Annotated in this window: 22 protein-coding genes; 7 read left to right on the forward strand and 15 right to left on the reverse strand. The window is 72.1% G+C overall.

The annotated features are described in order from the left end of the window. Positions 1-67: 67 nt before the first annotated feature. On the forward strand, positions 68-1,432 hold the full coding sequence (locus ACIQ5Y_RS12775) for a dipeptidase (RefSeq protein WP_403878974.1): 1,365 nt from the start codon (positions 68-70) through the stop codon (positions 1,430-1,432). A 107-nt stretch (positions 1,433-1,539) separates the two neighbouring features. Continuing rightward, on the forward strand, positions 1,540-2,235 hold the full coding sequence (locus ACIQ5Y_RS12780) for an MBL fold metallo-hydrolase (RefSeq protein WP_403878976.1): 696 nt from the start codon (positions 1,540-1,542) through the stop codon (positions 2,233-2,235). A 9-nt stretch (positions 2,236-2,244) separates the two neighbouring features. Here the strand turns inward: ACIQ5Y_RS12780 and ACIQ5Y_RS12785 are convergent, their stop codons facing one another. Next, entirely contained in the window at positions 2,245-3,282 is a 1,038-nt protein-coding gene (locus ACIQ5Y_RS12785; RefSeq protein WP_403878978.1) for an NUDIX domain-containing protein, read from the reverse strand. A gap of 189 nt (positions 3,283-3,471) precedes the next feature. Between ACIQ5Y_RS12785 and ACIQ5Y_RS12790 the strand changes: the two genes are divergently transcribed. Continuing rightward, positions 3,472-4,464 carry a LacI family DNA-binding transcriptional regulator gene (locus ACIQ5Y_RS12790; protein ID WP_403879231.1) on the forward strand — a complete coding sequence of 331 codons (993 nt, stop codon included), beginning with the start codon at positions 3,472-3,474 and terminating at the stop codon, positions 4,462-4,464. Positions 4,465-4,515: 51 nt separating this feature from the next. On the opposite strand, the gene ACIQ5Y_RS12795 is transcribed toward ACIQ5Y_RS12790, so the two are convergent. The 5 genes from ACIQ5Y_RS12795 to ACIQ5Y_RS12815 form a co-directional block, all read right to left on the reverse strand. Continuing rightward, positions 4,516-5,814 carry a DUF6986 family protein gene (locus ACIQ5Y_RS12795; protein ID WP_403878980.1) on the reverse strand — a complete coding sequence of 433 codons (1,299 nt, stop codon included), beginning with the start codon at positions 5,812-5,814 and terminating at the stop codon, positions 4,516-4,518. A gap of 182 nt (positions 5,815-5,996) precedes the next feature. Next, positions 5,997-6,959 (reverse strand): electron transfer flavoprotein subunit alpha/FixB family protein, encoded by a 963-nt coding sequence (locus tag ACIQ5Y_RS12800; protein WP_403878982.1) that lies wholly within the window; start codon positions 6,957-6,959, stop codon positions 5,997-5,999. A gap of 59 nt (positions 6,960-7,018) precedes the next feature. Next, on the reverse strand, positions 7,019-7,804 hold the full coding sequence (locus ACIQ5Y_RS12805; protein ID WP_403878984.1) for an electron transfer flavoprotein subunit beta/FixA family protein: 786 nt from the start codon (positions 7,802-7,804) through the stop codon (positions 7,019-7,021). Positions 7,805-8,005: 201 nt separating this feature from the next. Then, a complete protein-coding gene (locus ACIQ5Y_RS12810; RefSeq protein WP_403878986.1) occupies positions 8,006-8,539 on the reverse strand; it encodes a flavin reductase family protein in 534 nt (177 codons plus the stop codon). Positions 8,540-8,803: 264 nt separating this feature from the next. Continuing rightward, on the reverse strand, positions 8,804-9,106 hold the full coding sequence (locus tag ACIQ5Y_RS12815; RefSeq protein WP_403879233.1) for a thioredoxin family protein: 303 nt from the start codon (positions 9,104-9,106) through the stop codon (positions 8,804-8,806). A gap of 267 nt (positions 9,107-9,373) precedes the next feature. Between ACIQ5Y_RS12815 and ACIQ5Y_RS12820 the strand changes: the two genes are divergently transcribed. Continuing rightward, complete coding sequence (locus tag ACIQ5Y_RS12820) at positions 9,374-10,096, forward strand: lysophospholipid acyltransferase family protein (RefSeq protein WP_403878988.1); 723 nt, start codon at positions 9,374-9,376, stop codon at positions 10,094-10,096. Positions 10,097-10,172: 76 nt separating this feature from the next. On the opposite strand, the gene ACIQ5Y_RS12825 is transcribed toward ACIQ5Y_RS12820, so the two are convergent. Both ACIQ5Y_RS12825 and ACIQ5Y_RS12830 read right to left on the reverse strand, forming a co-directional pair. Then, positions 10,173-11,402, reverse strand: coding sequence for an alginate lyase family protein (locus ACIQ5Y_RS12825; RefSeq protein WP_403878990.1), 1,230 nt, complete (start codon positions 11,400-11,402; stop codon positions 10,173-10,175). 112 nt (positions 11,403-11,514) lie between these two features. Continuing rightward, entirely contained in the window at positions 11,515-12,066 is a 552-nt protein-coding gene (locus ACIQ5Y_RS12830) for a CGNR zinc finger domain-containing protein (RefSeq protein ID WP_403878992.1), read from the reverse strand. 78 nt (positions 12,067-12,144) lie between these two features. Here ACIQ5Y_RS12830 and ACIQ5Y_RS12835 point away from each other — a divergent pair, with 78 nt between their 5' ends. Further along, positions 12,145-13,383, forward strand: a complete 1,239-nt coding sequence (locus tag ACIQ5Y_RS12835; RefSeq protein WP_403878994.1) for an MFS transporter — start codon at positions 12,145-12,147, stop codon at positions 13,381-13,383. On the opposite strand, the gene ACIQ5Y_RS12840 is transcribed toward ACIQ5Y_RS12835, so the two are convergent. The 6 genes from ACIQ5Y_RS12840 to ACIQ5Y_RS12865 all read right to left on the reverse strand — a co-directional run bounded on the left by ACIQ5Y_RS12840 (position 13,319) and on the right by ACIQ5Y_RS12865 (position 19,634). Then, positions 13,319-13,918, reverse strand: coding sequence for a transglutaminase family protein (locus tag ACIQ5Y_RS12840; RefSeq protein ID WP_403878996.1), 600 nt, complete (start codon positions 13,916-13,918; stop codon positions 13,319-13,321). The genes ACIQ5Y_RS12835 and ACIQ5Y_RS12840 overlap by 65 nt on opposite strands. An 88-nt stretch (positions 13,919-14,006) precedes the next feature. Further along, positions 14,007-15,101, reverse strand: coding sequence for a threonine aldolase family protein (locus ACIQ5Y_RS12845; RefSeq protein ID WP_403878998.1), 1,095 nt, complete (start codon positions 15,099-15,101; stop codon positions 14,007-14,009). After that, entirely contained in the window at positions 15,080-15,844 is a 765-nt protein-coding gene (locus tag ACIQ5Y_RS12850) for an SDR family NAD(P)-dependent oxidoreductase (RefSeq protein WP_403879000.1), read from the reverse strand. Before ACIQ5Y_RS12850 ends, ACIQ5Y_RS12845 begins: the two co-directional genes overlap by 22 nt. A gap of 26 nt (positions 15,845-15,870) precedes the next feature. Beyond that, on the reverse strand, positions 15,871-17,277 hold the full coding sequence (locus ACIQ5Y_RS12855) for a DUF6421 family protein (protein ID WP_403879001.1): 1,407 nt from the start codon (positions 17,275-17,277) through the stop codon (positions 15,871-15,873). Positions 17,278-17,358: 81 nt separating this feature from the next. After that, complete coding sequence (locus ACIQ5Y_RS12860) at positions 17,359-18,513, reverse strand: alpha/beta hydrolase (RefSeq protein WP_403879003.1); 1,155 nt, start codon at positions 18,511-18,513, stop codon at positions 17,359-17,361. After that, a complete protein-coding gene (locus ACIQ5Y_RS12865) occupies positions 18,513-19,634 on the reverse strand; it encodes an LLM class flavin-dependent oxidoreductase (RefSeq protein ID WP_403879005.1) in 1,122 nt (373 codons plus the stop codon). Before ACIQ5Y_RS12865 ends, ACIQ5Y_RS12860 begins: the two co-directional genes overlap by 1 nt. A 49-nt stretch (positions 19,635-19,683) precedes the next feature. Here ACIQ5Y_RS12865 and ACIQ5Y_RS12870 point away from each other — a divergent pair, with 49 nt between their 5' ends. Together ACIQ5Y_RS12870 and ACIQ5Y_RS12875 are read left to right on the forward strand one after the other, a co-directional pair. Then, on the forward strand, positions 19,684-20,319 hold the full coding sequence (locus ACIQ5Y_RS12870; protein WP_403879007.1) for a PadR family transcriptional regulator: 636 nt from the start codon (positions 19,684-19,686) through the stop codon (positions 20,317-20,319). A 192-nt stretch (positions 20,320-20,511) separates the two neighbouring features. Then, complete coding sequence (locus ACIQ5Y_RS12875) at positions 20,512-21,204, forward strand: glycerophosphodiester phosphodiesterase (RefSeq protein WP_403879009.1); 693 nt, start codon at positions 20,512-20,514, stop codon at positions 21,202-21,204. A 42-nt stretch (positions 21,205-21,246) separates the two neighbouring features. On the opposite strand, the gene ACIQ5Y_RS12880 is transcribed toward ACIQ5Y_RS12875, so the two are convergent. After that, positions 21,247-21,786: a GNAT family N-acetyltransferase gene (locus tag ACIQ5Y_RS12880; RefSeq protein ID WP_403879011.1), complete on the reverse strand. Its 540-nt coding sequence runs from the start codon at positions 21,784-21,786 to the stop codon at positions 21,247-21,249. Between the last annotated feature and the right edge of the window lie 6 nt (positions 21,787-21,792).

Below are 21,792 nucleotides of genomic sequence, written 5' to 3' on the forward strand. Positions count from 1 at the left end.
GCGCACCCCCGCGCATGCGGGGAAGCCGTACACAGAGCACAACGTCGCACCCAAAAGGAGCGTGCCCATGTCCCAGAATCCGATCGCCGAGACCGTCGCCTCGCTGATGCCCCGCGCCAAGCAGGAGCTCACCGAGCTGGTGGCCTTCCAGTCGGTGGCGGACTGGGCACAGTTCCCCCGGAGCGAGAGCGAGGGCGCCGCGAACTGGGTGGCCGACGCGCTGCGCGCCGAGGGCTTCCAGGACGTGGCCCTGCTCGACACCCCCGACGACACCCAGTCCGTCTACGGCTTCCTTCCCGGCCCCGAGGGAGCGCCGACCGTTCTGCTCTACGCGCACTACGACGTGCAGCCGCCGCTGGACGACGCGGCCTGGATCTCCCCCGCCTTCGAGCTGACCGAGCGCGACGGCCGCTGGTACGGGCGCGGTGCGGCCGACTGCAAGGGCGGGTTCATCATGCACCTGCTGGCGCTGCGCGCGCTGAAGGCCAACGGCGGTGTGCCGGTGAACGTGAAGGTGATCGTCGAGGGCTCGGAGGAGCAGGGCACCGGCGGTCTCCAGCAGTACGCCGAGGCGCACCCGGAGCTGCTGACCGCCGACACCATCGTCATCGGCGACGCGGGGAACTTCCGCCTCGGCCTGCCGACGGTGACGGCGACCCTGCGCGGCATGTGCCTGCTCAAGGTGAAGATCGACACGCTGGGCGGCAACCTGCACTCCGGCATGTTCGGCGGTGTCGCCCCGGACGCGCTGGCCGCGCTGATCCGCCTCCTCGACTCGCTGCGCGCGGCTGACGGTTCGACGACCGTGGACGGTCTGGCCTCGGACGCGGTGTGGGAGGGCCTGCAGTACCCGGAGGCCGATTTCCGCTCCGACGCGAAGGTGCTGGACGGTGTCGAGCTCATCGGCGAGGGCACGATCGCGGACCGGCTGTGGGCCCGTCCGGCCGTGACGGTGCTCGGCATCGACTGCCCTCCGGTGGTCGGCGCCACCCCGTCGGTGCACGCGAGCGCGGCTGCGCTGATCAGCCTGCGGGTGCCGCCGGGCGTGGACACCGCCGCGGCCGTCAAGCTGCTGGAGGCGCACCTGGTGGCGCACACCCCGTGGAAGGCGCGGCTGGAGCTGGAGGTCGTGGGTCAGGGCCAGCCGTTCCAGGCGGACACGGACAGCCCGGCGTACGCCTCCATGGCCGCGGCGCTGGGTGAGGCGTACCCCGGCCAGGAGATGCAGGTCGCGGGCATGGGCGGCTCGATCCCGCTGTGCAACACGCTGACGCAGCTGTACCCGGAGGCGGAGATGCTGCTGATCGGGCTGAGCGAGCCGGAGGCGCAGATCCACGCGGTGAACGAGAGCGTGTCGCCGCAGGAGCTGGAGCGGCTGTCGGTGGCGGAGGCCCTGTTCCTCGTCAACTACGCGGAGTCCAAGCGCGGCTGACCCCGCAGTGACGTGCGTGTACGCCCAGGGCGCAGTGCGCTCTGGGCGTACCGCGCTCCCGGCGAAGTGGCGTGTCCCGGGCGCCCGGTCGTGCGTACGTTCGCCGTATGGATCTTGTCGAAGTACTTCCGAACCGGCTCCACATGCTCCGTTTCCCCATCGGCCAGGCCTACCTCTGGCAGGACGACGGAGCCCTCACCCTGATCGACTCGGGCAACGCGCGGTCCGCGGCCGAGATCGAGGGGGCGATACGTTCCCTCGGGCTGGAGCCCGGGCGGCTGGAGCGGATCGTGCTCACCCATTGCCACCGCGACCACATCGGCGCGGCCGGTGAGCTCGCCGCCCGCTGGGGCGCGCGGGTCCTCGCGCACCGGCTGGACGCGCCCGTGATCCGGGGCGAGCTGCCGGTCCCCGAACCGGTGCTGCTGGACTGGGAGGTCCCGCTGTACGAGCACGGCCTGACCGTGCCCGAGGCCCCGCCGACCCCCGTCGACGAGGAACTGGAGGACGGGGACGCGCTGGGCTTCGGGGACGGGGCCTACGCGGTCCACGCCCCGGGCCACACGGACGGCAGCATCGGCGTGCACCTGCCCCGCCACGGGGTGCTGTTCACGGGGGACTGCGTCGCCGCCGTCGGCCCGCTGATGCTGGGCGTCTTCAACGTGGACCGCGCCCGGGCGATCGACTCCTTCCGCCGGCTGGCCGCGCTCTCCCCCGACGTCGCCTGCTTCGGCCACGGCGATCCCCTGACCGCGGACACGGCGGCGGCCCTCGCGAAGGCCGCCGCCGACACCCCGGCCTGACGGGGCCCGTCAGCCGACGGGGACGCCCGCCTCCAGGTACAGGGGGTGCCCCCGCTCGCGGGCGCGCAGGGCCCAGCGCAGGCGCTCGTACCGGTGCTGCGGGAGCAGTCCGGCGGCCTCGGCCTCGGTGACGAAGCGCCAGGCGCGGAGCTCCGGGCCCGGCAGCCGGAGCCGCTGCGCCGCCTCCTCGGTCAGCCGGCCGCCGTCGAAGAGCAGCCGCAGCCCCCCGAACCCGGGGGGCTGCGGAGCCTCCCAGTCGACGACGAGCAGGCCCGGCACGTCGTCCAGTACGAGGCCCAGTTCCTCGGCGACCTCCCGTACGCCCGCCCGGGCCGGAGCCTCGCCGGCTTCGACGACCCCGCCCGGGAACTCCCAGCCCGCCTTGTACGTCGGGTCCACGAGCAGCACCCGGTCGTGCTCGTCGAAGAGCAGCACCCCGGCGGCCACGGTCTCGCGCACGGGTTCCGGGGTCTGCACGATGTCGCAGACGGGGGCCGCCTCGGTACGGACGGCCTCGGCGATCCGCTCGGCGGTCTCCCGCACGGTCAGGGCGCCGTTGTCGACGACGTGCGCGTCGGCGGTGAGCCAGCCGAGGGCCTGCTGGTAGACCGGGATGTGGTCGTAGGCCCACTGGCGGACGTGGAGGTCCACCTCCTGCGGGTCCCCCGGCTCCTCGCGGTTCGCGATCCGCTCCCGCAGGATCGTTTCAGCGGGGGCCAGCAGCACATGGCGCACCGGGATGCGGCGCGCCGCGAGGCCGCCGAAGATCTCGTCCCGGTACTCCTGCCGCAGCAGGGTCATCGGTACGACGAGCACTCCGCCCAGTTCGGCGAGCATCGCCGCGGCGGTGTCCACCACCAACCGGCGCCAGCTCGGCAGGTCCTGGTAGTCGGTCACCTCCGCCAGCCGTTTGCGCGGCAGCAGCACGCGCAGCGCGTCCCCGATGAACTCCGGGTCGAACAGGGTGCTGTCCGGCAGGATTCCGGCCAGTTCGCGGGCCGTGCTGGTCTTCCCGGCGCTGAATGTGCCGTTGATCCAGACAATCACGTCTACCCCTCTCCGCATGGCTCGTCCGGAGCCCCCAGTGGCTTGCCCGCACCACCCTGCCACGGAAACCCGTTAATCAGCCGAGTGCTTATCCTCAAGGTCAGAGCGCTGTCCGCTACCTCCGGAGGTTTTGCAGCCGTGGCCACCAACCGCCGCCCGTCCGACCCCCGCTACGGCAACCGGCCCACGATGAAGGACGTGGCGGCCCGCGCGGGCGTGGGCCTGAAGACGGTGTCGCGTGTGGTCAACGGCGAACCGGGCGTGACCCCCGAGACGGAGAATCGCGTCCAGGAGGCCATCGAGGCGCTCGGATTCCGCCGCAACGACAGTGCGCGCGTGCTCCGCAAGGGCCGTACCGCCACGGTCGGCCTGGTCCTGGAGGACCTCGCCGACCCCTTCTACGGCCCGCTGAACCGGGCGGTGGAGGAGGTGGCGCGGGCGCACGGGGCGCTGCTCATCAACGGCTCCAGCGCCGAGGACCCGGAGCGGGAGCGGGAGTTGGCGCTCGCGCTGTGCGCGCGCCGGGTGGACGGGCTGATCGTGATCCCGGCGGGTGACGACCACCGCTACCTGGAACCGGAGATCCGGGCGGGCGTGGCCACGGTGTTCGTGGACCGGCCGGCCGGCCGGATCGACGCGGACGTGGTCCTCTCGGACAGCTTCGGCGGCGCCCGGGAGGGCGTCGCCCACCTGATCGCGGGCGGCCACCGCCGGATCGGCTTCATCGGGGACCACCCGCGCATCCACACGGCGACGGAACGCCTGCGCGGCTACCGGGATGCGATGGCGCGGGCGGGCCTGCCGGTGGCCGATTCATGGGTCTCCCTCGGCTCCACGCACCCGGAACGGGTGGCGGCCGCGGCCCGCGCGATGCTCGGGGGTCCGGAACCGGTGACGGCCTTCTTCGCGGGCAACAACCGGGTGACGGTCACGCTGGTCCGGGTCCTCGCCGCGCCGGCGCACCCGGTGGCCCTGGTCGGCTTCGACGACTTCGAACTGGCCGACCTGCTGAACCCGGGCATCACGGTGGTCGCCCAGGACGCGGCGGCCCTGGGCCGCGTCGCCACGGACCGCCTCTTCCAACGCCTGGCCGGCGCCGCCCTCCCCCCGACCCGCATCGAACTCCCGACCCGCCTGATCCCCCGCGGCTCGGGGGAACTCCCGCCCACCGGCGCTGTGTGAAACGCCGCGGGGCCCGGCCGGAGGATTCCGGCCGGGCCCCGCAGGGGTGGATCAGGCGGTCGCCGTCAGGGTCGCCGAGCGGCGCGGGATCGCGAAGGCGTCCAGTTCGGCACGGGTCAGGCCGGTGAGGGCGGTGACCTCGTCGGTGCCGACCGCGCCGCAGTCGAGGCCGCGGACCAGGTAGCCGGCCAGGGCCTTGGCGGTGGCGGGCTCGTCCATCACGTCGCCCTCGATCTTGGCCACGTACGCCTTCAGACGCGCGGCGGCGGCTTCGAGGCCCTCGCGGTAGAAGGTGAAGACGGCCGCGTAGCGGGTCGGGAGGTGGCCCGGGTGCATGTCCCAGCCCTGGTAGTAGGCGCGGGCCAGGGCGCGGCGGGTGAGGCCGTAGTGCAGCTTCCAGGCCTCGTGCACCTTCTCCGTGGTGCCGATGGGCAGCACGTTGGTGGAGCCGTCGGAGACGCGCACGCCGGTGCCGGCGGCCGCGACCTGCATGATCGCCTTGGCGTGGTCGGCGGCGGGGTGGTCGCTGGCCTGGTAGGCCGCGGACACGCCGACGCAGGCGCTGTAGTCGAAGGTGCCGTAGTGCAGACCGGTGGCGCGGCCCTTCGAGGCCTCGATCATGCGGGCCACGGTGGCGGTGCCGTCGGAGGCCAGGATGGACTGGCTGGTCTCGATCTGGATCTCGAAGCCGATGCGGCCCGGGCGCAGGCCGCGGGTGCTCTCGAAGGCCTCCAGCAGCTGGACGAAGGCGGTGACCTGCTCGGCGTACGTCACCTTCGGCAGGGTCAGGACCAGGTTGTCCGGGAGGCCGCCGTGGGCGAGCAGGCCGGACAGGAAGACGTCCGTGGTGCGGATGCCGCGGTCGCGGACGTTGGACTCCATGCACTTCATGCGGATGCCCATGTACGGCGCGTTGGTGCCGTTGGAGTACGCCTCGGAGATCAGGCGGGCGGCGCGCGCGGCGGCCTGGTCCTCCTCCTCGTCGGAGCGGACGCCGAAGCCGTCCTCGAAGTCGACGCGGAGGTCCTCGATGGGCTCCGTGGCGAGCTTGGCGCGGACGCGCTCGTAGACCGGTACGGCCAGCTCGTCCGGGATGCCGAGTACCTTGGCGAAGGTGGCGGCGTCCGGGGCGTGCTCGTCCATGGCCGCGAGGGCCTGGTCGCCCCAGGAACGGATGGTGTCCGCCGCGAAGACGTCACCGGGTACGTAGACGGTGTGAATGGGCTGACGGGTGCCGGGGTCGCCCGGGTAATGGCGCGCGAGTTCCGCGTCCACCGGCGCGAGGGAAGCGCTGATGCCCTCGCTGACCGCGCCTGCGAGGCTCGTCGCCACCTTCTCCTGCTGACCCATCGTGCACTCTCCTCTTTTCCGCTTCACGGAAGCTTAGATCCGCATAGCAGAATTTAGTCACGGGGTTCCGCTCCGTCAATGGTCCCTCGGTCGTCCTGGACAAACGACTCGGGGCCGCGCGGTGACAATCACCACACGGCCCCGGAGAAGTGGAGCTTCGAAGAGAAGCGCAGGTCAGGCGATTAGCCCTTGCGCGCCTTGATCTCCTCGGTCAGCTGCGGGACGACCGCGAAGAGGTCGCCGACCACGCCGTAGTCGACCAGGTCGAAGATCGGGGCCTCGGCGTCCTTGTTGATGGCCACGATGGTCTTCGAGGTCTGCATGCCAGCCCGGTGCTGGATCGCGCCGGAGATGCCGGAGGCGATGTACAGCTGCGGGGAGACCGACTTGCCGGTCTGGCCGACCTGGTTCGAGTGCGGGTACCAGCCGGCGTCGACGGCGGCGCGCGAGGCACCGACGGCCGCACCGAGCGAGTCCGCGAGGTCCTCGATGATGTGGAAGTTCTCGGCACCGTTGACGCCGCGGCCGCCGGAGACCACGATCGCGGCCTCGGTCAGCTCGGGGCGGCCGGTCGACTCGCGCGGGGTGCGGGAGGTGACCTTGGTGCCGGTGGCCAGGGCGCCGAAGGTGACGGCGAGCGCCTCGACGGCGCCGGCGGCCGGAGCGGCCTCGACCGGGGCCGAGTTCGGCTTCACGGTGATGACCGGGGTGCCCTTGGAGACACGGGACTTGGTGGTGAAGGACGCGGCGAAGGCGGACTGCGTCGCGACCGGGCCCTCGTCACCCGCCTCCAGGTCGGTGGCGTCGGTGATGATGCCGGAGCCGATGCGCACGGCCAGGCGGGCGGCGATCTCCTTGCCCTCGGCGGAGGACGGGACGAGCACGGCGGCCGGCGAAACGGCCTCGTACGCGGCCTGGAGCGCGTCCACCTTCGGTACCACGAGGTACTCGGCGAACTCGGGGGCGTCGGCGGTCAGGACCTTGACGGCACCGTGCTCGGCGAGCGCGGCGGCGGTGTCGGCGGCGCCGGCGCCCAGCGCGACGGCGACGGGCTCGCCGATGCGGCGGGCCAGCGTCAGCAGCTCGAGGGTGGGCTTGCGGACGGCGCCGTCCACGTGGTCGACGTAGACGAGAACTTCAGCCATGGGACTGCTCTCCTGCTGTTGCGAAGTGTCTGGGGACTGTGAGGGGTTGGCCGAAGCTCTTAGATGAACTTCTGGCCGGCCAGGAACTCGGCCAGCGCCTTGCCGCCCTCGCCCTCGTCCTTGACGATCGTGCCGGCGGTGCGCGCCGGACGCTGCGCCGCGGCGTCGACCGCGGTCCAGGAGCCCTCGAGACCGACCTCGTCGGCCTCGATCTCCAGCTCCTCCAGGTCCCAGGACTGCACCGGCTTCTTCTTGGCGGCCATGATGCCCTTGAAGGACGGGTAGCGGGCCTCGCCCGACTGGTCCGTCACCGAGACGAGCGCGGGGAGGGAGGCCTCCAGCTGCTCGCTCGCGGTGTCGCCGTCACGGCGGCCGGTCACGACGCCGTCCTCGACCTTGACCTCGGAGAGCAGGGTGACCTGCGGGACGCCCAGGCGCTCGGCCAGGATCGCCGGCAGCACGCCCATCGTGCCGTCGGTCGACGCCATGCCCGTGATGACCAGGTCGTAGCCGGCCTTCTCGACGGCCTTGGCGAGCACCAGCGAGGTGGCCATGACGTCGGAGCCGTGCAGGTCGTCGTCCTCGACGTGGATGGCCTTGTCGGCGCCCATCGAAAGCGCCTTGCGCAGCGCGTCCTTGGCGTCCTCGGGGCCCACCGTCAGGACGGTGATCTCGGCGTCGTCGGCCTCATCGGCGATCTGCAGCGCCTGCTCGACGGCGTACTCGTCGAGCTCCGACAGCAGGCCGTCGACGTCGTCGCGGTCGACGGTCAGGTCATCGCCGAAGTGCCGGTCGCCGGTGGCGTCGGGCACGTACTTCACACAGACAACGATCCTCAGGCTCACGCCGGCTCTCCTACCGCATCGTCTTTTTCTGATACCGCCTTGTGCAGGCAGCATAGGCGCCTTGTCGGGCGGATCCCGGTCGGGGCGGCCCGCGCTCCGAAGGGAATGTTACTCGTCAGTACACCTTGGGTTCCGCCAACCCGCAAGGCTGGTGAACTGTGATCTGTCCAACGCCGCGCAACTGCTCCCAACAGGGACGATTCAGTCGCGCAACGCGTTGAAGCGTCCTTGGTGGTAGAGGAGGGGCCGGCCCACGCCGGTCGGATCCCCCGCCGGGTCGCCGGCGACCGCCTCCGCGATGATCACACGATGCTCTCCGGCGGGCACGCGTGCCACCACCCGGCACACCAGCCACGCCAGTACGCCGTCCAGCACGGGGACCCCGTGCGGGCCGACGCTCCAGTCGGTGGCCGGACCGAAGCGGTCGGCTCCGCTGCGGGCGAACAGGCCCGCCAGCTCCTTCTGGTGCTCGCCGAGTATGTGGACGCCGAGGTACTCGCTGTCGCGCACCGCGGGCCAGCTGGAGGAGCCCGTGCCGGTCGTGAAGGACAGCAGGGGCGGCTCGGCGGAGACGGAGTTGAGCGAGGTCGCGGTGAAGCCGACCGGGCGCGCCCCGTCCGCGGCGGTGATCACGGCGACGCCGGCGGCGTGCCGGCGGAAGACGGAGCGCAGGAGGTCGGGCGAGCCCGGGAGGGCGGCCGCGAGGCCGGGGGACGGTGCCGTCGGGGCGGTCATGAGTCTTCCTTCTGCCGCGGCGAACGCGGGCACGGGTCGGCGATCAGGGGTCGGGGCGTTCACTGATCCCAACAGAGCGCGCTCGCGTGGCGGACGAGGTCTATGTGGACCCGGCCGAAGAGCAGGAGTTCGTACCGCATGCCGCCAGCCTGGCGATCTCTCGTGTACACAGTCAAGCGAGACGAGACAGATGTCAGGCGCGTCACGCTGCGTGCGGGCGCGTGCACCGGCGCGTCCGGGGCCCTCCGACGCCCCGCCACGGGGTCATACGGCGGCACCCAGGGCCGCGATCACGTCCACCTTGCGGGGCATGCCGGCCGCCCGCCGCACCTCGCGGCCCGCCGAGTCGAGCACGAGCACGGTCGGGGTCTTCTCGATGCCGAGGGCCCGTACGAGGTCCAGCCGCTCCTCGGCGTCGATCTCTATGTGCGCGACCCCCTCGACCATCTCCGCGACCTCGGCGAGGATCCGCCGGGTGGCCCGGCAGGGCTGGCAGAAGGCGCTGGAGAACTGCACCAGGGTGGCCCGTTCCCCCGGTGCCTCGCCCAGCTCCGCCGCACCCAGCATCGTCGGCCCGTCCGTTCGCCCGAGCACGCGCACTCCCGTCTCACGCCCGTCTTCGTCCGCGTACATCATCGCCGTACGCTCGTACGAGGATCGGAGCACTGCCCGGACCTGCACCATTCCCGGCGTGACGAGAATCTCCCCCGGCACGGGCGTCTGGACTGGCCAGCAGGCCGAGTATGGGGCACCATCCCCCATGGCCGCGTACCTACGCTGCCGTAACTTCCGGCCGGGAGCACCTCCCCAGGCAGAAAGCGGGGTCTCCGCACCATGGCTGAGCTCGTCTACCCCCCGGTGATCGGCGCCGCGCACACGTTGTTCCGGGCGCTCGACATCCGCATCGACATGAAGGGCACCGAGAACATCCCGCGCAAGGGCGGGGCGGTCCTGGTGTCGAACCACATCGGATACCTCGACTTCATCTTCGCCGGTCTGACCGCGCGGCCGCAGAAGCGGCTCGTGCGCTTCATGGCGAAGGAATCGGTCTTCCGGCACCGGGTGTCGGGCCCGCTGATGCGCGCGATGAAGCACATCCCGGTGGACCGCGCGCAGGGTGAGACCGCGTACCAGCACGCCCTCGAATCGCTGCGCTCCGGCGAGATCATCGGGGTGTTCCCCGAGGCGACGATCTCCCAGTCGTTCACCCTCAAGAGCTTCAAGTCGGGTGCGGCGCGCATGGCGCAGGAGGCCGGCGTCCCGCTGATCCCGGTCGCGCTGTGGGGCACCCAGCGGCTGTGGACCAAGGGGCGTCCGAAGAACCTGAAGCGCAGCCACATCCCGGTGACGATGCGCGTCGGCGAGCCGATCGAGGCGCCCACCGACCAGTACGCCGGCGCGATCACGCGCAGGGTGCGCGAGCGGGTGCAGGAGCTGCTCGAGTCGGCGCAGCGCGCCTATCCGGCCAAGCCGAAGGACGCCGCCGACTCCTGGTGGCTCCCGGCGCACCTGGGCGGCACCGCCCCGACGGCCGCGGAGGTCAAGGAGCGGGGCTGACCCCGCCGACACCGTGCGCGACGGCCTCCGGGACCAGCACCTGGTCCCGGAGGCCGTCGGCGTGCCGCAGGCCCCGTCAGTTGGGGTTCTCGGCGTGGGTCAGGGTCTCCCAGGCCTCGAAGTGGTTCTCGGTGCCCGCGGGGCGCCGTCCCTCGGTAAGACGGCGCGTGTTCTCCATCGTGACGCCGAGCCGGGTGTGCAGGGCGTTGTAGCCGACCTCGGTGGCCGGGCCGATGCCCTTGGTCAGGCGCCCGCCGCACAGCCAGGAGGGCACGGGCTCGCCCAGTTCGTACTTGGCGTGGAAGCCGAGGGCGTGCCGGAAGCGGTCCTTGAACTGCGGGTAGAGGTCACGTCCCTGGATCCGTGAGGTCTCGGCGACGTGCAGGGCGGCCGCGATGCCCATGCCGGTGTGGCCGAAGTCCCGGCAGGTCTCCTGGGCGAGGCCGTCCACGAAGGTGCTCTGGCCGTGCCAGTAGTCGATCAGCTCGCCGCGGGTGTCGATGCTCGAACGCGGCGGGTAGACGGGCTGCGCGCCGTCCGACGCGAGGTAGAAGTAGGCGGGGACGCGGCCGAGGTAGATGCCCATCGCCTTGTCGTAGCTCGCGCGGTCGTCGAGGTGTACGGAGATGCCGACTGCGGCGTCCATCATGATCAGTTCCCAGTTGCCGTTGCTGTTCGGCTTCCCGCCGATCACCTCGGGCAGGTACACCTCGCGCAGCATGGTGGCGAAGCGCCCCTGGTTCGGCCAGCCGCCGGTGTAGGTGTGCTTCACGATCTCGGCGGCGCGCGGCCAGGTGGAGCCGGCCCAGCCGCTCTGCAGCGGGGCGTTGCTGTTGGTGTGGTCCTTGATGACCGCGGACCAGGCGTCCATCAGCTCGATGGACTTCCTCGCGTGCGCGGGGTCCTTGGTGATGTACCAGGCGAGTGCGTGGCTGTAGGCGGCTATCGCGTCCTCGCGCTCGTCGGAGCAGCCGATGTCCGGGTTCGAGTACGAGCCGCATTCGACGACGGCGCGCGGCTTCGCGGTGCGGGTCGGCGAGGCGTACTCGCTCGCCAGCATCTGGTCGTACGCCGCCTTCCACGGCTGCCGCCCGGCCAGTACCTGGGTGCGTACGAACTCCAACTGGGCGCGGCTGCTGAGCACTCCGGGGTGCGCGAACCGCGCGGGCGCGGCCGGGGCGGGGACCGGGGCCGAGACCGGGGCCGAGACCTGGGCGGGGGGCGCTGCCTGGGTGGGGCCTGGCAGCAGGGTCACGGTCAGGCCGAGGGCCAGGGCGGCGAGTCCCGCGGGGATTCCGAAACGCATGGGGGGCCTTCCGGTGGGAGGGGTTCCGGTGGGCCGAAGATACTCATGCCCATGCCAAGCCGACAACGGCGTCCGACAAGAAAGTTTCCTATCAGCAGGCGGGCCGCCGGGGTCAACCCTCGCGCTTGCGGCGGCGGTGGGCCGCGACCCTCGCGCGGGTGGCGCACGTGGTGGAGCAGTACCGGCGGGTGCTGCCCGGCCCGGTGGCCAGGAAGAACCGACCGCAGCCCGCGGCGGCGCAGGCCCCCCAGGCGATCCGCCCGTATTCGGTGAGCAGTCCGGCGAGGGCCAGGGCGCCGGAGGCCAGGAACCAGTCGCCCCAGCCGGCCCCCTCGCCCCGGTCCACGTGCAGGTGCCAGGGGTGGCCGTCGTGCCGGGTCAGCCGGGGGCGTGTGGCGCACTCCGCGAACAGCGCGTTGAGCGCCTCGGCGGCCCGGTCCTCGTCGCCCTCGGCGAGCACCTCCCCCATCCGCCGTGCCGCGGCGCGCAGTTCCGCCGCGCCCGCCTCGGAGAAGGCCTCCTCGGTGAGGTCGGCCGGACGCTCCCCGTGTGCGGCGAGCAGCTCCGCGAGGCCGGCTCGCGGCAGGTCGGGGGCGGTCCGGACCGCCTCGGCGAGGTCGATCAGCCGCCGGACCGCCGAAAAGCCCCCTCGGGAGTCCACCACGCCTGGATCCTTTCCCCGTACACTCGAATGACGTAACGTCTTGTCCACCTATCACGTTACACAACGCGGGGGGCCGGAATGGGCGGGTTCGGGCGCTACCTGGCGGCGGCGCTGGCCGCACGGTTCGCCAACGAGGGCATGGGCATGGCCGTGGTGCTGCTCGCCCTGGAACGCACGGGGAGCGCGGCGCACGGGGCGTTCGTGCTGACGGCCTGGCTGGTTCCCAACGTGCTGGCGGCCCCGCTCGCGGGCGCCGCGGCGGCACGGACCCGCAGGCCCCGGCTGTTCCACGTGGGCGCGCTGGCCGGGTTCACGGCAGCCGTGGCGGCGCTGGCCGTACTGCTGGGCCGGGCCCCGCAGGCGCTGGTGTTCGCGGTGGCGGTGCTCGGCGGGACCTGCGGACCGATGGTGACGGGCGGCCTGTCCAGCCTGGTCACCGCACTGGTCCCGGCGGGGCCCGGGCGGGACCGGGCGTACGGCTGGGACGCCTCCACCTACAACGCCGCGGCGGTCACGGCCCCGGCGGTGGTGAGCCTGGTCGCGGCGACGGTCTCGGCCGGACCGGCGATGGGGGTCCTGGCGGCGGCCGCGGGGGCCGCGGCGGCGCTGGCCGCGACCCTCCCGTACGAGGACCGGAACGCGGGCGCCCAGCCGTTCGGGCCGCCGGCCGGAGCGGCGGCGGGGCTCGCGGCGCTGTGGCGGGTACGGGAGCTGCGGGCGGTCACCGCGGCGACGACCCTGGCCTTCGTGGGCATAGGCTCGCTCACCACCACCTCGGTACTGCTGGCCACCGGGCTCGGCAGCCCGGGCGCCGGCGGCGTGCTGATGACGGCCTTCGCGGTGGGCGCCCTGGCGGGCTCGCTCACGCTGGGCCGGATGACGTCGGTGGCGCCGGGTCGGCTGGTGCGCTGGGCGATGGTCGGTACGGGCGCGGCCCTGACGGCGGCCGCGTTCACGCCGTCCGTCGCGGTCACGGCGGCGCTGTTCGCGGTGGCCGGGGTGTGCGACGGACCGCTGCTCACGGCGACGCTGCGGATCCGCGCGCAGTACGCCCCGGACGGGGTCCGGACCCAGGTGTTCACGCTGGGGGCGGGGCTGAAGATGACGGCGGCGGCGGCCGGCGCGGCCCTGGTGGGGCTCGCGGCCGACGCGCCCGCGGGATTGCTGCTGGCCGGGATCGCCGGGCTTCAGTTCGCGGCGGCGCTGGTGCACGTACTGACGGTGGGGCGGAGGCCCGCGCCCGCCGGGGCCGTCACAGAGCCGTCGGCAGGTTTCGCCACAACTCCGGCCGGTCGGCGGAGCTCTGGAGCGCCTTGAGGGCGGCCGGGTGCGGGGCGGCGTAGAGCTCGGGGTAGTCGATCTCGCCGAGCTCCGGGCGCACGGGGAAGGCCAGTTGCTCGGCCTCCAGGCTGAACTGGGCGTCCACACCCGGCATGTTGCCCCGCGGGTCGACCCGGGCCCAGCTCTCGCCGCCGGGGAGCCGGAGCGCGACCAGCCCGTGGATCGCGGGGTTCGAGCCGTCGTCGTCGGCGAGGCGCTGGTAGCACAGGCCCGCCGGGATGCCCTGGGCGCGCAGCAGGGCGACGAGGGCGTGGGATTTGGCGTAGCAGATGCCGTTGCGCGTGGCGATGACGTCGGAGGCCTGCCAGGAGACCCGCATGTCACCGGAATCGGCCGAGTGCGGGATGGTGTCGCGGACGAACTCGAAGGCCGTCTTGGCGTATGAATATGCGTCGCCGGTGGCGGACCAGAGGGCGTCGGCGGTTTCCTGCACCAGGGGGTGCCAGTGGTCGATCGCCTCATCCGATGCCAGATAGGCGTGGATGTCGGGGTTCTGTTGGATCAGCTGCATGCGCCGGAGCATAGACAGACCTCCGATCGAAGATCAATAGATTTCCGATCGGAGGTATATCCATGCACCGTTCAGCGGTGAGCTGGGGTCAGCGGGCCATCTCTTCCTTCAGGGCTTGGAGGAAGGCGTCGACGTCCTCTTCCTGGGTGTCGTAACTGCACATCCAGCGGACATCGCCGGCGCTCTCGTCCCAGAAGTAGAAGCGGAAACGCTTCTGCAGCCGTCGGGACACCTCGTGCGGCAGCCGCGCGAACACCCCGTTCGCCTGCACCGGATAGAGGATCTCCACGCCGTCGGTCTCACGGACGCCCGCCGCCAGCCGCTGCGCCATGGCATTGGCGTGCCGGGCGTTGCGCAGCCACAGGTCCTTCGCGAGCAGGGCCTCCAGCTGCACGGACACGAACCGCATCTTGGACGCCAGCTGCATCGACATCTTGCGGATGTGCTTCATCTGCCGGACCGCGTCCGGGTTCAGCACCACCACGGCCTCGCCGAACATCATGCCGTTCTTCGTGCCGCCGTAGGACAGCACGTCCACGCCGACCGCGTTGGTGAAGGCGCGCATCGGCACGTCGAGCGAGGCCGCGGCGTTGGCTATCCGGGCGCCGTCGAGGTGCACTTTCATGCCCTTGGCGTGCGCGTGCTCGCAGATCGCGCGGATCTCGTCGACCGTGTAGAGGGTGCCGAGCTCGGTGTTCTGGGTGATCGACACGACCTGCGGCATGGCACGGTGCTCGTCCTCCCAGCCCCAGGCCTGCCGGTCGATGAGCTCGGGGGTGAGCTTGCCGTCCGGGGTCGGGACGGTGAGCAGCTTGATGCCCGCCATCCGCTCGGGCGCGCCGCCCTCGTCGACGTTGATGTGCGCCGTCTCGGCGCAGATCACGGCGCCCCAGCGGTCCGTCATCGCCTGGAGGGCGGTGACGTTCGCGCCGGTGCCGTTGAAGACCGGGAAGGCTTCCGCGTACGGGCCGAAGTGGCTGCGGAAGACCTTCTGCAGGTGCTCGGTGTACTCGTCGTCGCCGTAGGAGACCTGGTGGCCGCCGTTGGCGAGCGCGATGGCGGCCAAGACCTCCGGGTGCACCCCCGCGTAGTTGTCGCTCGCGAATCCGCGCACCTCGGGGTCGTGGTGGCGGCGGGCGTCGGTCTTACCCGTATCGGTTCTCACGGTTGCGGAGTGAGCCACAGACGCTGTCCGTTCACATCGATTGCGGACCGCTCCCAGACGCCGGCGATGGCCTCGGCCAGCTCCTTCACGTCGGTGAAGCCCGCGAACTTCGCATTGGGACGCTCGGCGCGCATGGCGTCGTGCACCAGTGCCTTGATCACCAGGATCGCAGCCGCGGCGCCGGGGCCGTCTTCCCCGCCGATCTTGCGGAAGGAGTCGGCCATGGCGAGCGTCCACGCCTCGGCCGCCGCCTTGCCCGCGTTGTACGCGGCGTTGTTGGCGACCGGCTTGTGCGCGCCGGACTGGCTGACCAGGACGAAGCGGCCGCGGTCGCTGCGCAGCAGTCCGTCGTGGAAGGCGAGCGAGGTGTGCTGGACGGTGCGGATGAGGAGCTTCTCCAGGAAGTCCCAGTCCGCGAGGTCGACGTCGGTGAAGGTCTTGCTTCCGCGCCAGCCGCCGACCAGGTGGACGAGACCGTCGATCCGGCCGAACTCCTTCTCGGTCCGTTCGGCCCACGCCTTGGTCGCCTCGAGGTCGAGCAGGTCCACGGTGTCACCGATGACGGTGGCTCCGCCGTGGGCGTAGCGCGCCGCGTCCACGGCCTCCGCCAGCCGTGCCGCATCGGCGTCGGAGGCGACGACCGTCGCCCCCGCGTCGGCGAGGCGGAGCAGGGTGGCGCGGCCGGCGGGCCCGCCGGCCCCGGCCACCGCCACCACCGCTCCGTGCAGCTTTCCGTTGTTGCCGTTCCCGGAGCCGTTCATCTGTGCAGCCTCCTGTGGGCGAGCGCTCACGCGGCGACTCGCTCGGCCTGATCGGCGTTGAGGGCGGTGATGCCCTTGGTGGAGGCGATCGTTCCCTTGAGCTTCTTGGCGAGCGCCTCAAAGAACATGCTCAGCGGAAACTCGTCGGGAAGCACGTCGTCGACCAGCTTGCGCGGCGGCTGCGTCAGGTCCAGGGCGTCGGGACCCTTGGCCCACTTGGAGCCCGGGTGCGGGGCGAGGTACGTCGAGACCAGCTCGTACGCCTTGAACCAGTGCACGAGCTTCGGACGGTCGATGCCCGCCCGGTAGAGCTCCTCGATCTCGGCGCACAGCTGGTTGGTGACCTGCGGGGCACGCATCCAGTCGATCTTCAGCTTGTTGTCCGTCCAGCGCACGACGTCGTGCTTGTGGAGGTACGCGAAGAGCAGCTGGCCGCCGAGCCCGTCGTAGTTGCGGTTGCGGTCACCGGAGACGGGGAAGCGGAACATCCGGTCGAAGAGGACGGCGTACTGCACGTCACGGCCGTGCTCGTTGCCCTCGGACTCCAGCTTCACGGCCTCCTTGAAGGCGGTGAGGTCACAGCGCAGCTCCTCCAGGCCGTACATCCAGAACGGCTGGCGCTGCTTGATCATGAAGGGGTCGAACGGCAGGTCGCCGTGGCTGTGGGTGCGGTCGTGGACCATGTCCCACAGGACGAAGGCCTTCTCGCAGCGCTCCTGGTCGGTGACCATGGCGGCGATGTCCGCGGGCAGCTCGACGCCGAGGATGTCGACGGCGGCCGAGGTGACCTTGCGGAAGCGCGCGGCCTCGCGGTCGCAGAAGATGCCGCCCCAGGTGAAGCGCTCGGGGGCCTCGCGCACGGCGATGGTCTCCGGGAAGAGCACGGCGGAGTGGGTGTCGTAGCCCGCGGTGAAGTCCTCGAAGGTGATGCCGAGGAAGAGCGGGTTGTCGTACCGGGTGCGCTCCAGCTCGGAGAGCCACTCGGGCCACACCATCTTCAGCGCGACGGCCTCCAGGTTGCGGTCCGGGTTGCCGTTCTGCGTGTACATGGGGAAGACGACGAGGTGCTGGAGCCCGTCGGCGCGCTCGGCGGCCGGGTGGAAGGCCAGCAGCGAGTCGAGGAAGTCGGGCACCTGGAAGCCGCCCGCGGCCCACTTGCGCAGGTCGCTGACGAGCGCCTCGTGGTACGCCGTGGCGTGCGGGAGCAGCGGGGAGAGCTCCTCGACGGCGCGGATCACGCGCCCGACGGCAGCTTCGGCCGTGTGCTGGGCGGGTGCGCCCTCGGCCTCGAAGTCGATCGACCCGTCCTTGGACTGCCAAGGACGGATCTCCTCCACGGCGGCCTTGAGCTCGGGCCACGCGGGGTGGTCGACCACCCGCGCCCCGGCGGTTATTGCGGCCCCGCCGATGCCCGGCACAAGAGTTTCCGTCATGTCACTTCCTCCACAGGAGAACCTCACGTCAAGGCAGCGTATGCATATGAGGCTCTCCCGTTCAAGAGGTGAAGCGGGAAATTATCCTGCGTCACCCCCCGCTTCACCGGAAGTCTTCCCGTCCGAAAGGGTGGAACGGATAGCTCCGCCCAACCCCTCCAACGCCGCGCGGGCCTCCGGCAGTACGCCGGCCAGTGCCAGGAAGCCGTGGAACAGCCCGGGACGGCCGTCGAGGACCGATGTGATCCCGCTCTCGTTCAGCCGCCGGTGGTACGCGGCTGCGTCGTCCCGCAGCGGATCGCATCCCGCGACGACCACGTGGGCCGGTGGCAGCCCGGCCGGCTCCGCCCGGAGCGGCGAGGCCAGGGGATCGTCCGCGCGGCCGTCCGGCCCGAGGTACTGCGCCCAGAACCAGCGCATGTGCGCGGCGGTCAGGAAGCAGCCCTCCGCGTCGTCCCGGTACGAGGCGCTGTCCTGGGCCGCGTCCAGGGCGGGGTAGACCAGCACCTGGAGCGCGACGGCCGGTCCCCCGCGCTCGCGGGCGAGGAGCAGGGAAGCGGCGGCGAGGTTGCCGCCCGAGCTGTCTCCTGCGACCACCAGGGCCTCGGGGGCGCCTCCCAGCTCGTCGAGGTGGCCGCCGGCCCAGCACAGGGCCGCGTGGACGTCCTCCAGGGCGGCCGGGAAGCGGTGCTCGGGGGCCCGCCGGTAGTCGACGGAGACCACCGCGGCGCCGGCCGCGCGGGAGATGTTGCGGGCGGTGGTGTCGTAGGTGTCGAGGTCGCCGAGCACCCAGCCCCCGCCGTGGCTGAACACCACGGTCGGGCGGGGTCCGGGCCACTGCTCCGGATCCGGCAGGTAGACCCGTACGGGGACCGGCGGGGCCCCCGGCGGGCCCGGCACGCTCCGGTCCTCCACGGCACCGACCCGGGGCCGCGCGGCGGCCGGGCGCGGCGCGGCCGCGAGGATCCGCCGCGCCTCGTCGGCGTCGGTGACGCGCCCGCCGACATCGGGGAAGGCCGCGGCGAGGACGTCCAGGTAGGGCCGCGCGGCGGGGTCGAGGCGCGCGGAGACCGGCCCGGGGCGGACCCCGACGCCCGCGCGACCGACGGCGGGCCCGGCGTCGACGCGGGCAGCGTCGGCGCGGGCAGCGGCAGGCCCGGCGTCTGAGAGGGCAGCAGCCGCAGGCCCGGGGCGGTCCTCGGTGTCCGTGTGGAGAGCGGCGGCGGGGTCGGTCATCACGCCCCCCGGAAGTGCGGGATGACCTTCTCGCCCCACTGCCGCAGGGTCTCCAGGCAGGCCTCCTGCTCCACCGTCCCCATCTGGATCAGGCACATGATCTCGTCGGCCCCCGCCGCCCTGAGCCGCTCCACGTACGCGATGGCGTCGTCCGCGTTCCCGTAGGCGTGGTCGGCGTTGAAGGTGGCCGTGGAGGTGGGTCGCACGGGGATGTCCAGCTCGTGCAGCCGGGCCACCACCTGCTCCGCCGCCCGGCGCATCTCCGCGGCCTCGTCGGCGCCCGCCACCACCGCCTCGTCCGGGATGCCGGCCCCGCCGTACCAGTGGCCGATGGACTGCGCGAAGAACCGCTGTCCCCGGATGCCGATCCGCCGCGCCTCCTCGCGGTCGTCGAGCACGATGGTCGGGCAGAGCACCGAGAAGTGGTCGTTGACGACGGTGGACACGAACCGGCCGCCGTCCCGCCCGGCGATCGCCGCGTCGTAGACGCTCCGCATCCCCGCGATCGACTCGGGTCCGGCGAAGCCCATCACCAGGGCCCCGATCCCCAGCTCGGCCGCCTGCACGAGGGTCTCGCCCCGGCTGCACGCGAGGAACAGCGGCGGATGCGGCGTCTGCTTCGGCCTCGGCAGGATCGGGTGCGGATCGATGTCGATCAGCTCGCCGTGGTATTCGAGCTCCTCCTCCTGCCAGGCCTTGCCGATGATCCGCAGGGCCTCCTCGACCTCCGCAGTGGTCCGGTCCCGGTCCACCCCGCAGAGCGAGGTCTCCTGCTCGGTGCCCCCGCGCCCGGCCCCGAGGTCCAGCCGCCCGCCCGAGAGGAGGTCGAGCATGGCGGCCCGCTCGGCGACCCGCGCCGGGTGGTTGAAGTTGAAGGGCATGCACACGACGCCGTGCCCGATGCGTATGGTGTTCGTCCTGGCCGCGACCCAGGTCAGGAAAATCTCGGGAGCACTCATGTGTGCGTACCACTTGAGCGAGTGGTGCTCCACGGCCCAGATCCGGTCGAAGCCCATGCGCTCGGCGAGCACGGCCTGCTCGACGCAGTCGTGGATGACCTGGTGCTCCCGTTCCACCGTCGGGTCCGCAAGCTGAGCTTCGAAGATCACGGAGAATTTCACTGTGCCTCCAGGGTTGCGTCCGGTGCCCGGCCTCACTTCAATTCGAAATATGACTAGTAGTCAGGAGTCGAAGAAGCAAGAGCTGCCGCCTACCGCGTGGGCCATGCTCGGCCTCCTCTCCTTCCCGGGGGAGCGCACCGGCTACGAGCTGAAGAAGTGGGCGGACTCCTCCCTGCGCTTCTTCTACTGGTCACCGGCGATCAGCCAGATCTACGCGGAACTGCGCCGCCTGGAGGATCTGGGGTACGCGTCCTCCGCGCGCTCGGGGCCCGAGGAGGCGCGGGCCAAGCGGCGCTACGCCATCACCGACGCGGGCCGCGAGGCGCTCGCCGGCTGGGCCGCCGACACGGCCGAGGCCGGGCCGCCGGTGCTCAAGCACGGGCTGATGCTGCGGATCTGGCTCGGTCACCTCGCCGAGCCGGAGCGGCTGCGCACGATGGTCGTCGAGCACGTGGAGCGCACCCGGGGCGAACTGGCCGCCGTCCGCGAGGCCATGGAGCACGCGGCCGACGTACCGGAATGGGCGTTCCCCGCCCTCGCGCTGCGCTGGAGCGAGCGGCAGCACCTCGCGGAACTGGACTTGGCCGAGGCCCTGCTCACCGACCTGGCGGAGCTCGACGCGGGCGGTCCGGCGGCCGGCCCGGCCGTTCGTCAAGCCGGCGGGGACTCGCCCACGCCCGGGTGACGCGATCACGCCACCGTCGGCCTCGAAGGACCGTACGACCCGTGCGGGAAGCGGCCGGAGCGCCACATTCAGGGCGCTGCACGGGCGGTCCCTTCGCACCGCGGGCGCACTAGCATGCGTCCTCAATCGCGCGGGGCCGGTCGGGACACCGCGACCGCGCGGGGAGCCGCCGTCGACGGAAGCGAGAGAACCTTGACTTTCCTCACCATCGGTCACCGCGGGGTCATGGGTGTCGAACCGGAGAACACCCTGCGGTCCTACCTGCGAGCGGAACGTTCGGGCATGGACGTCATCGCCCTCGACCTGCGACTGAGCAAGGACGGCGCCCTCGTCGCCCTGCACGACCCCGAGGTGGACCGGACCACCGACGGGTCGGGGGCCGTCGTCGACCTAACCCTGGCCGAACTGCGCGGGCTCGACGCCGGGCAGGGCGAGCGCGTGCCGGTCTTCGAAGAGGTCCTGGACGCGGTCCGGGCCCCGCTCCAGGTCTCCGTACGGGACCACGGGGCCGTCGGGGCGCTCGCGGAGCTGCTGCTGCGCCGCGATCTGACCGCGCGGGTGGAAGTGGCCTCGTTCGACGACGAAGTCCTGGGCGAGGTGGCCCGGCTGGCGCCGGGGGTGCGGACCAGCCTGTACGCGGACCGGCCCGAAGCGGCCCGCAGGCCCCTCGTGGACCGGGCCCTCGCCGTCCGCGCCGGCTCCGTCGCCCTGGACATCCGCCGGCTCACCCTGGAAACCGTCGAGGACGCGCACGAGGCCGGTCTGCGGGTCATCGGCAGGGAGGTCAACACCCTGGACCTGCTGCGGCTCGCGCGGGCGCTCGGGCTGAACGGCGTGGTCACCGACTTCCCGGAGATCCGCAGCACGGGCCGCTTCACCGCCTGACGAGGCGACCTGACACCTGACGAGACGACCTGACGAGGCGTCCTACAGCGGCTTGACCAGCAGCTCGAAGGCCAGGTCGTCACGGAGCGGGACGCCGAAGCGCTCGTCACCGTAGGGGAAGGGGCTCAGTTCGCCGGTGCGCCGGTAGCCGCGGCGCACGTAGTAGGCGATGAGCTCCTCCCGTACGTTCACCACCGTCATCCGCATCTCGCGGACGCCCCACGTCTCGCGGGCCCGGCGTTCGGCCTCGGCCAGGATCTCCTTGCCGAGGCCGCCGCCCTGGAGGCCGGGGCGGACGGCGAACATGCCGAAGTAGGCGTGGTCACCGCGGTGTTCGAGGTGGCAGCAGGCGACCATCTCGTCCGCGCGCTCGACGACGAGCAGGGTTCCCTCGGGCGCGTCGACGATCTGGCGGACCCCGTCCTCGTCCGTGCGCTGGCCCTCCAGGTAGTCGGCCTCGGTGGTCCAGCCGCCGCGGCTGGTCTCGCCGCGGTACGCCGACTCGACGAGCGCCACCAACTCGGCCACGTCCGCCTCCCCGGCGTCGCGGAAGCTGAGGGGGGCGGGCTGGGCGGTCGACATCGGGCG

Source organism: Streptomyces sp. NPDC096339, from assembly GCF_044762985.1.
GTDB lineage: Bacteria > Actinomycetota > Actinomycetes > Streptomycetales > Streptomycetaceae > Streptomyces.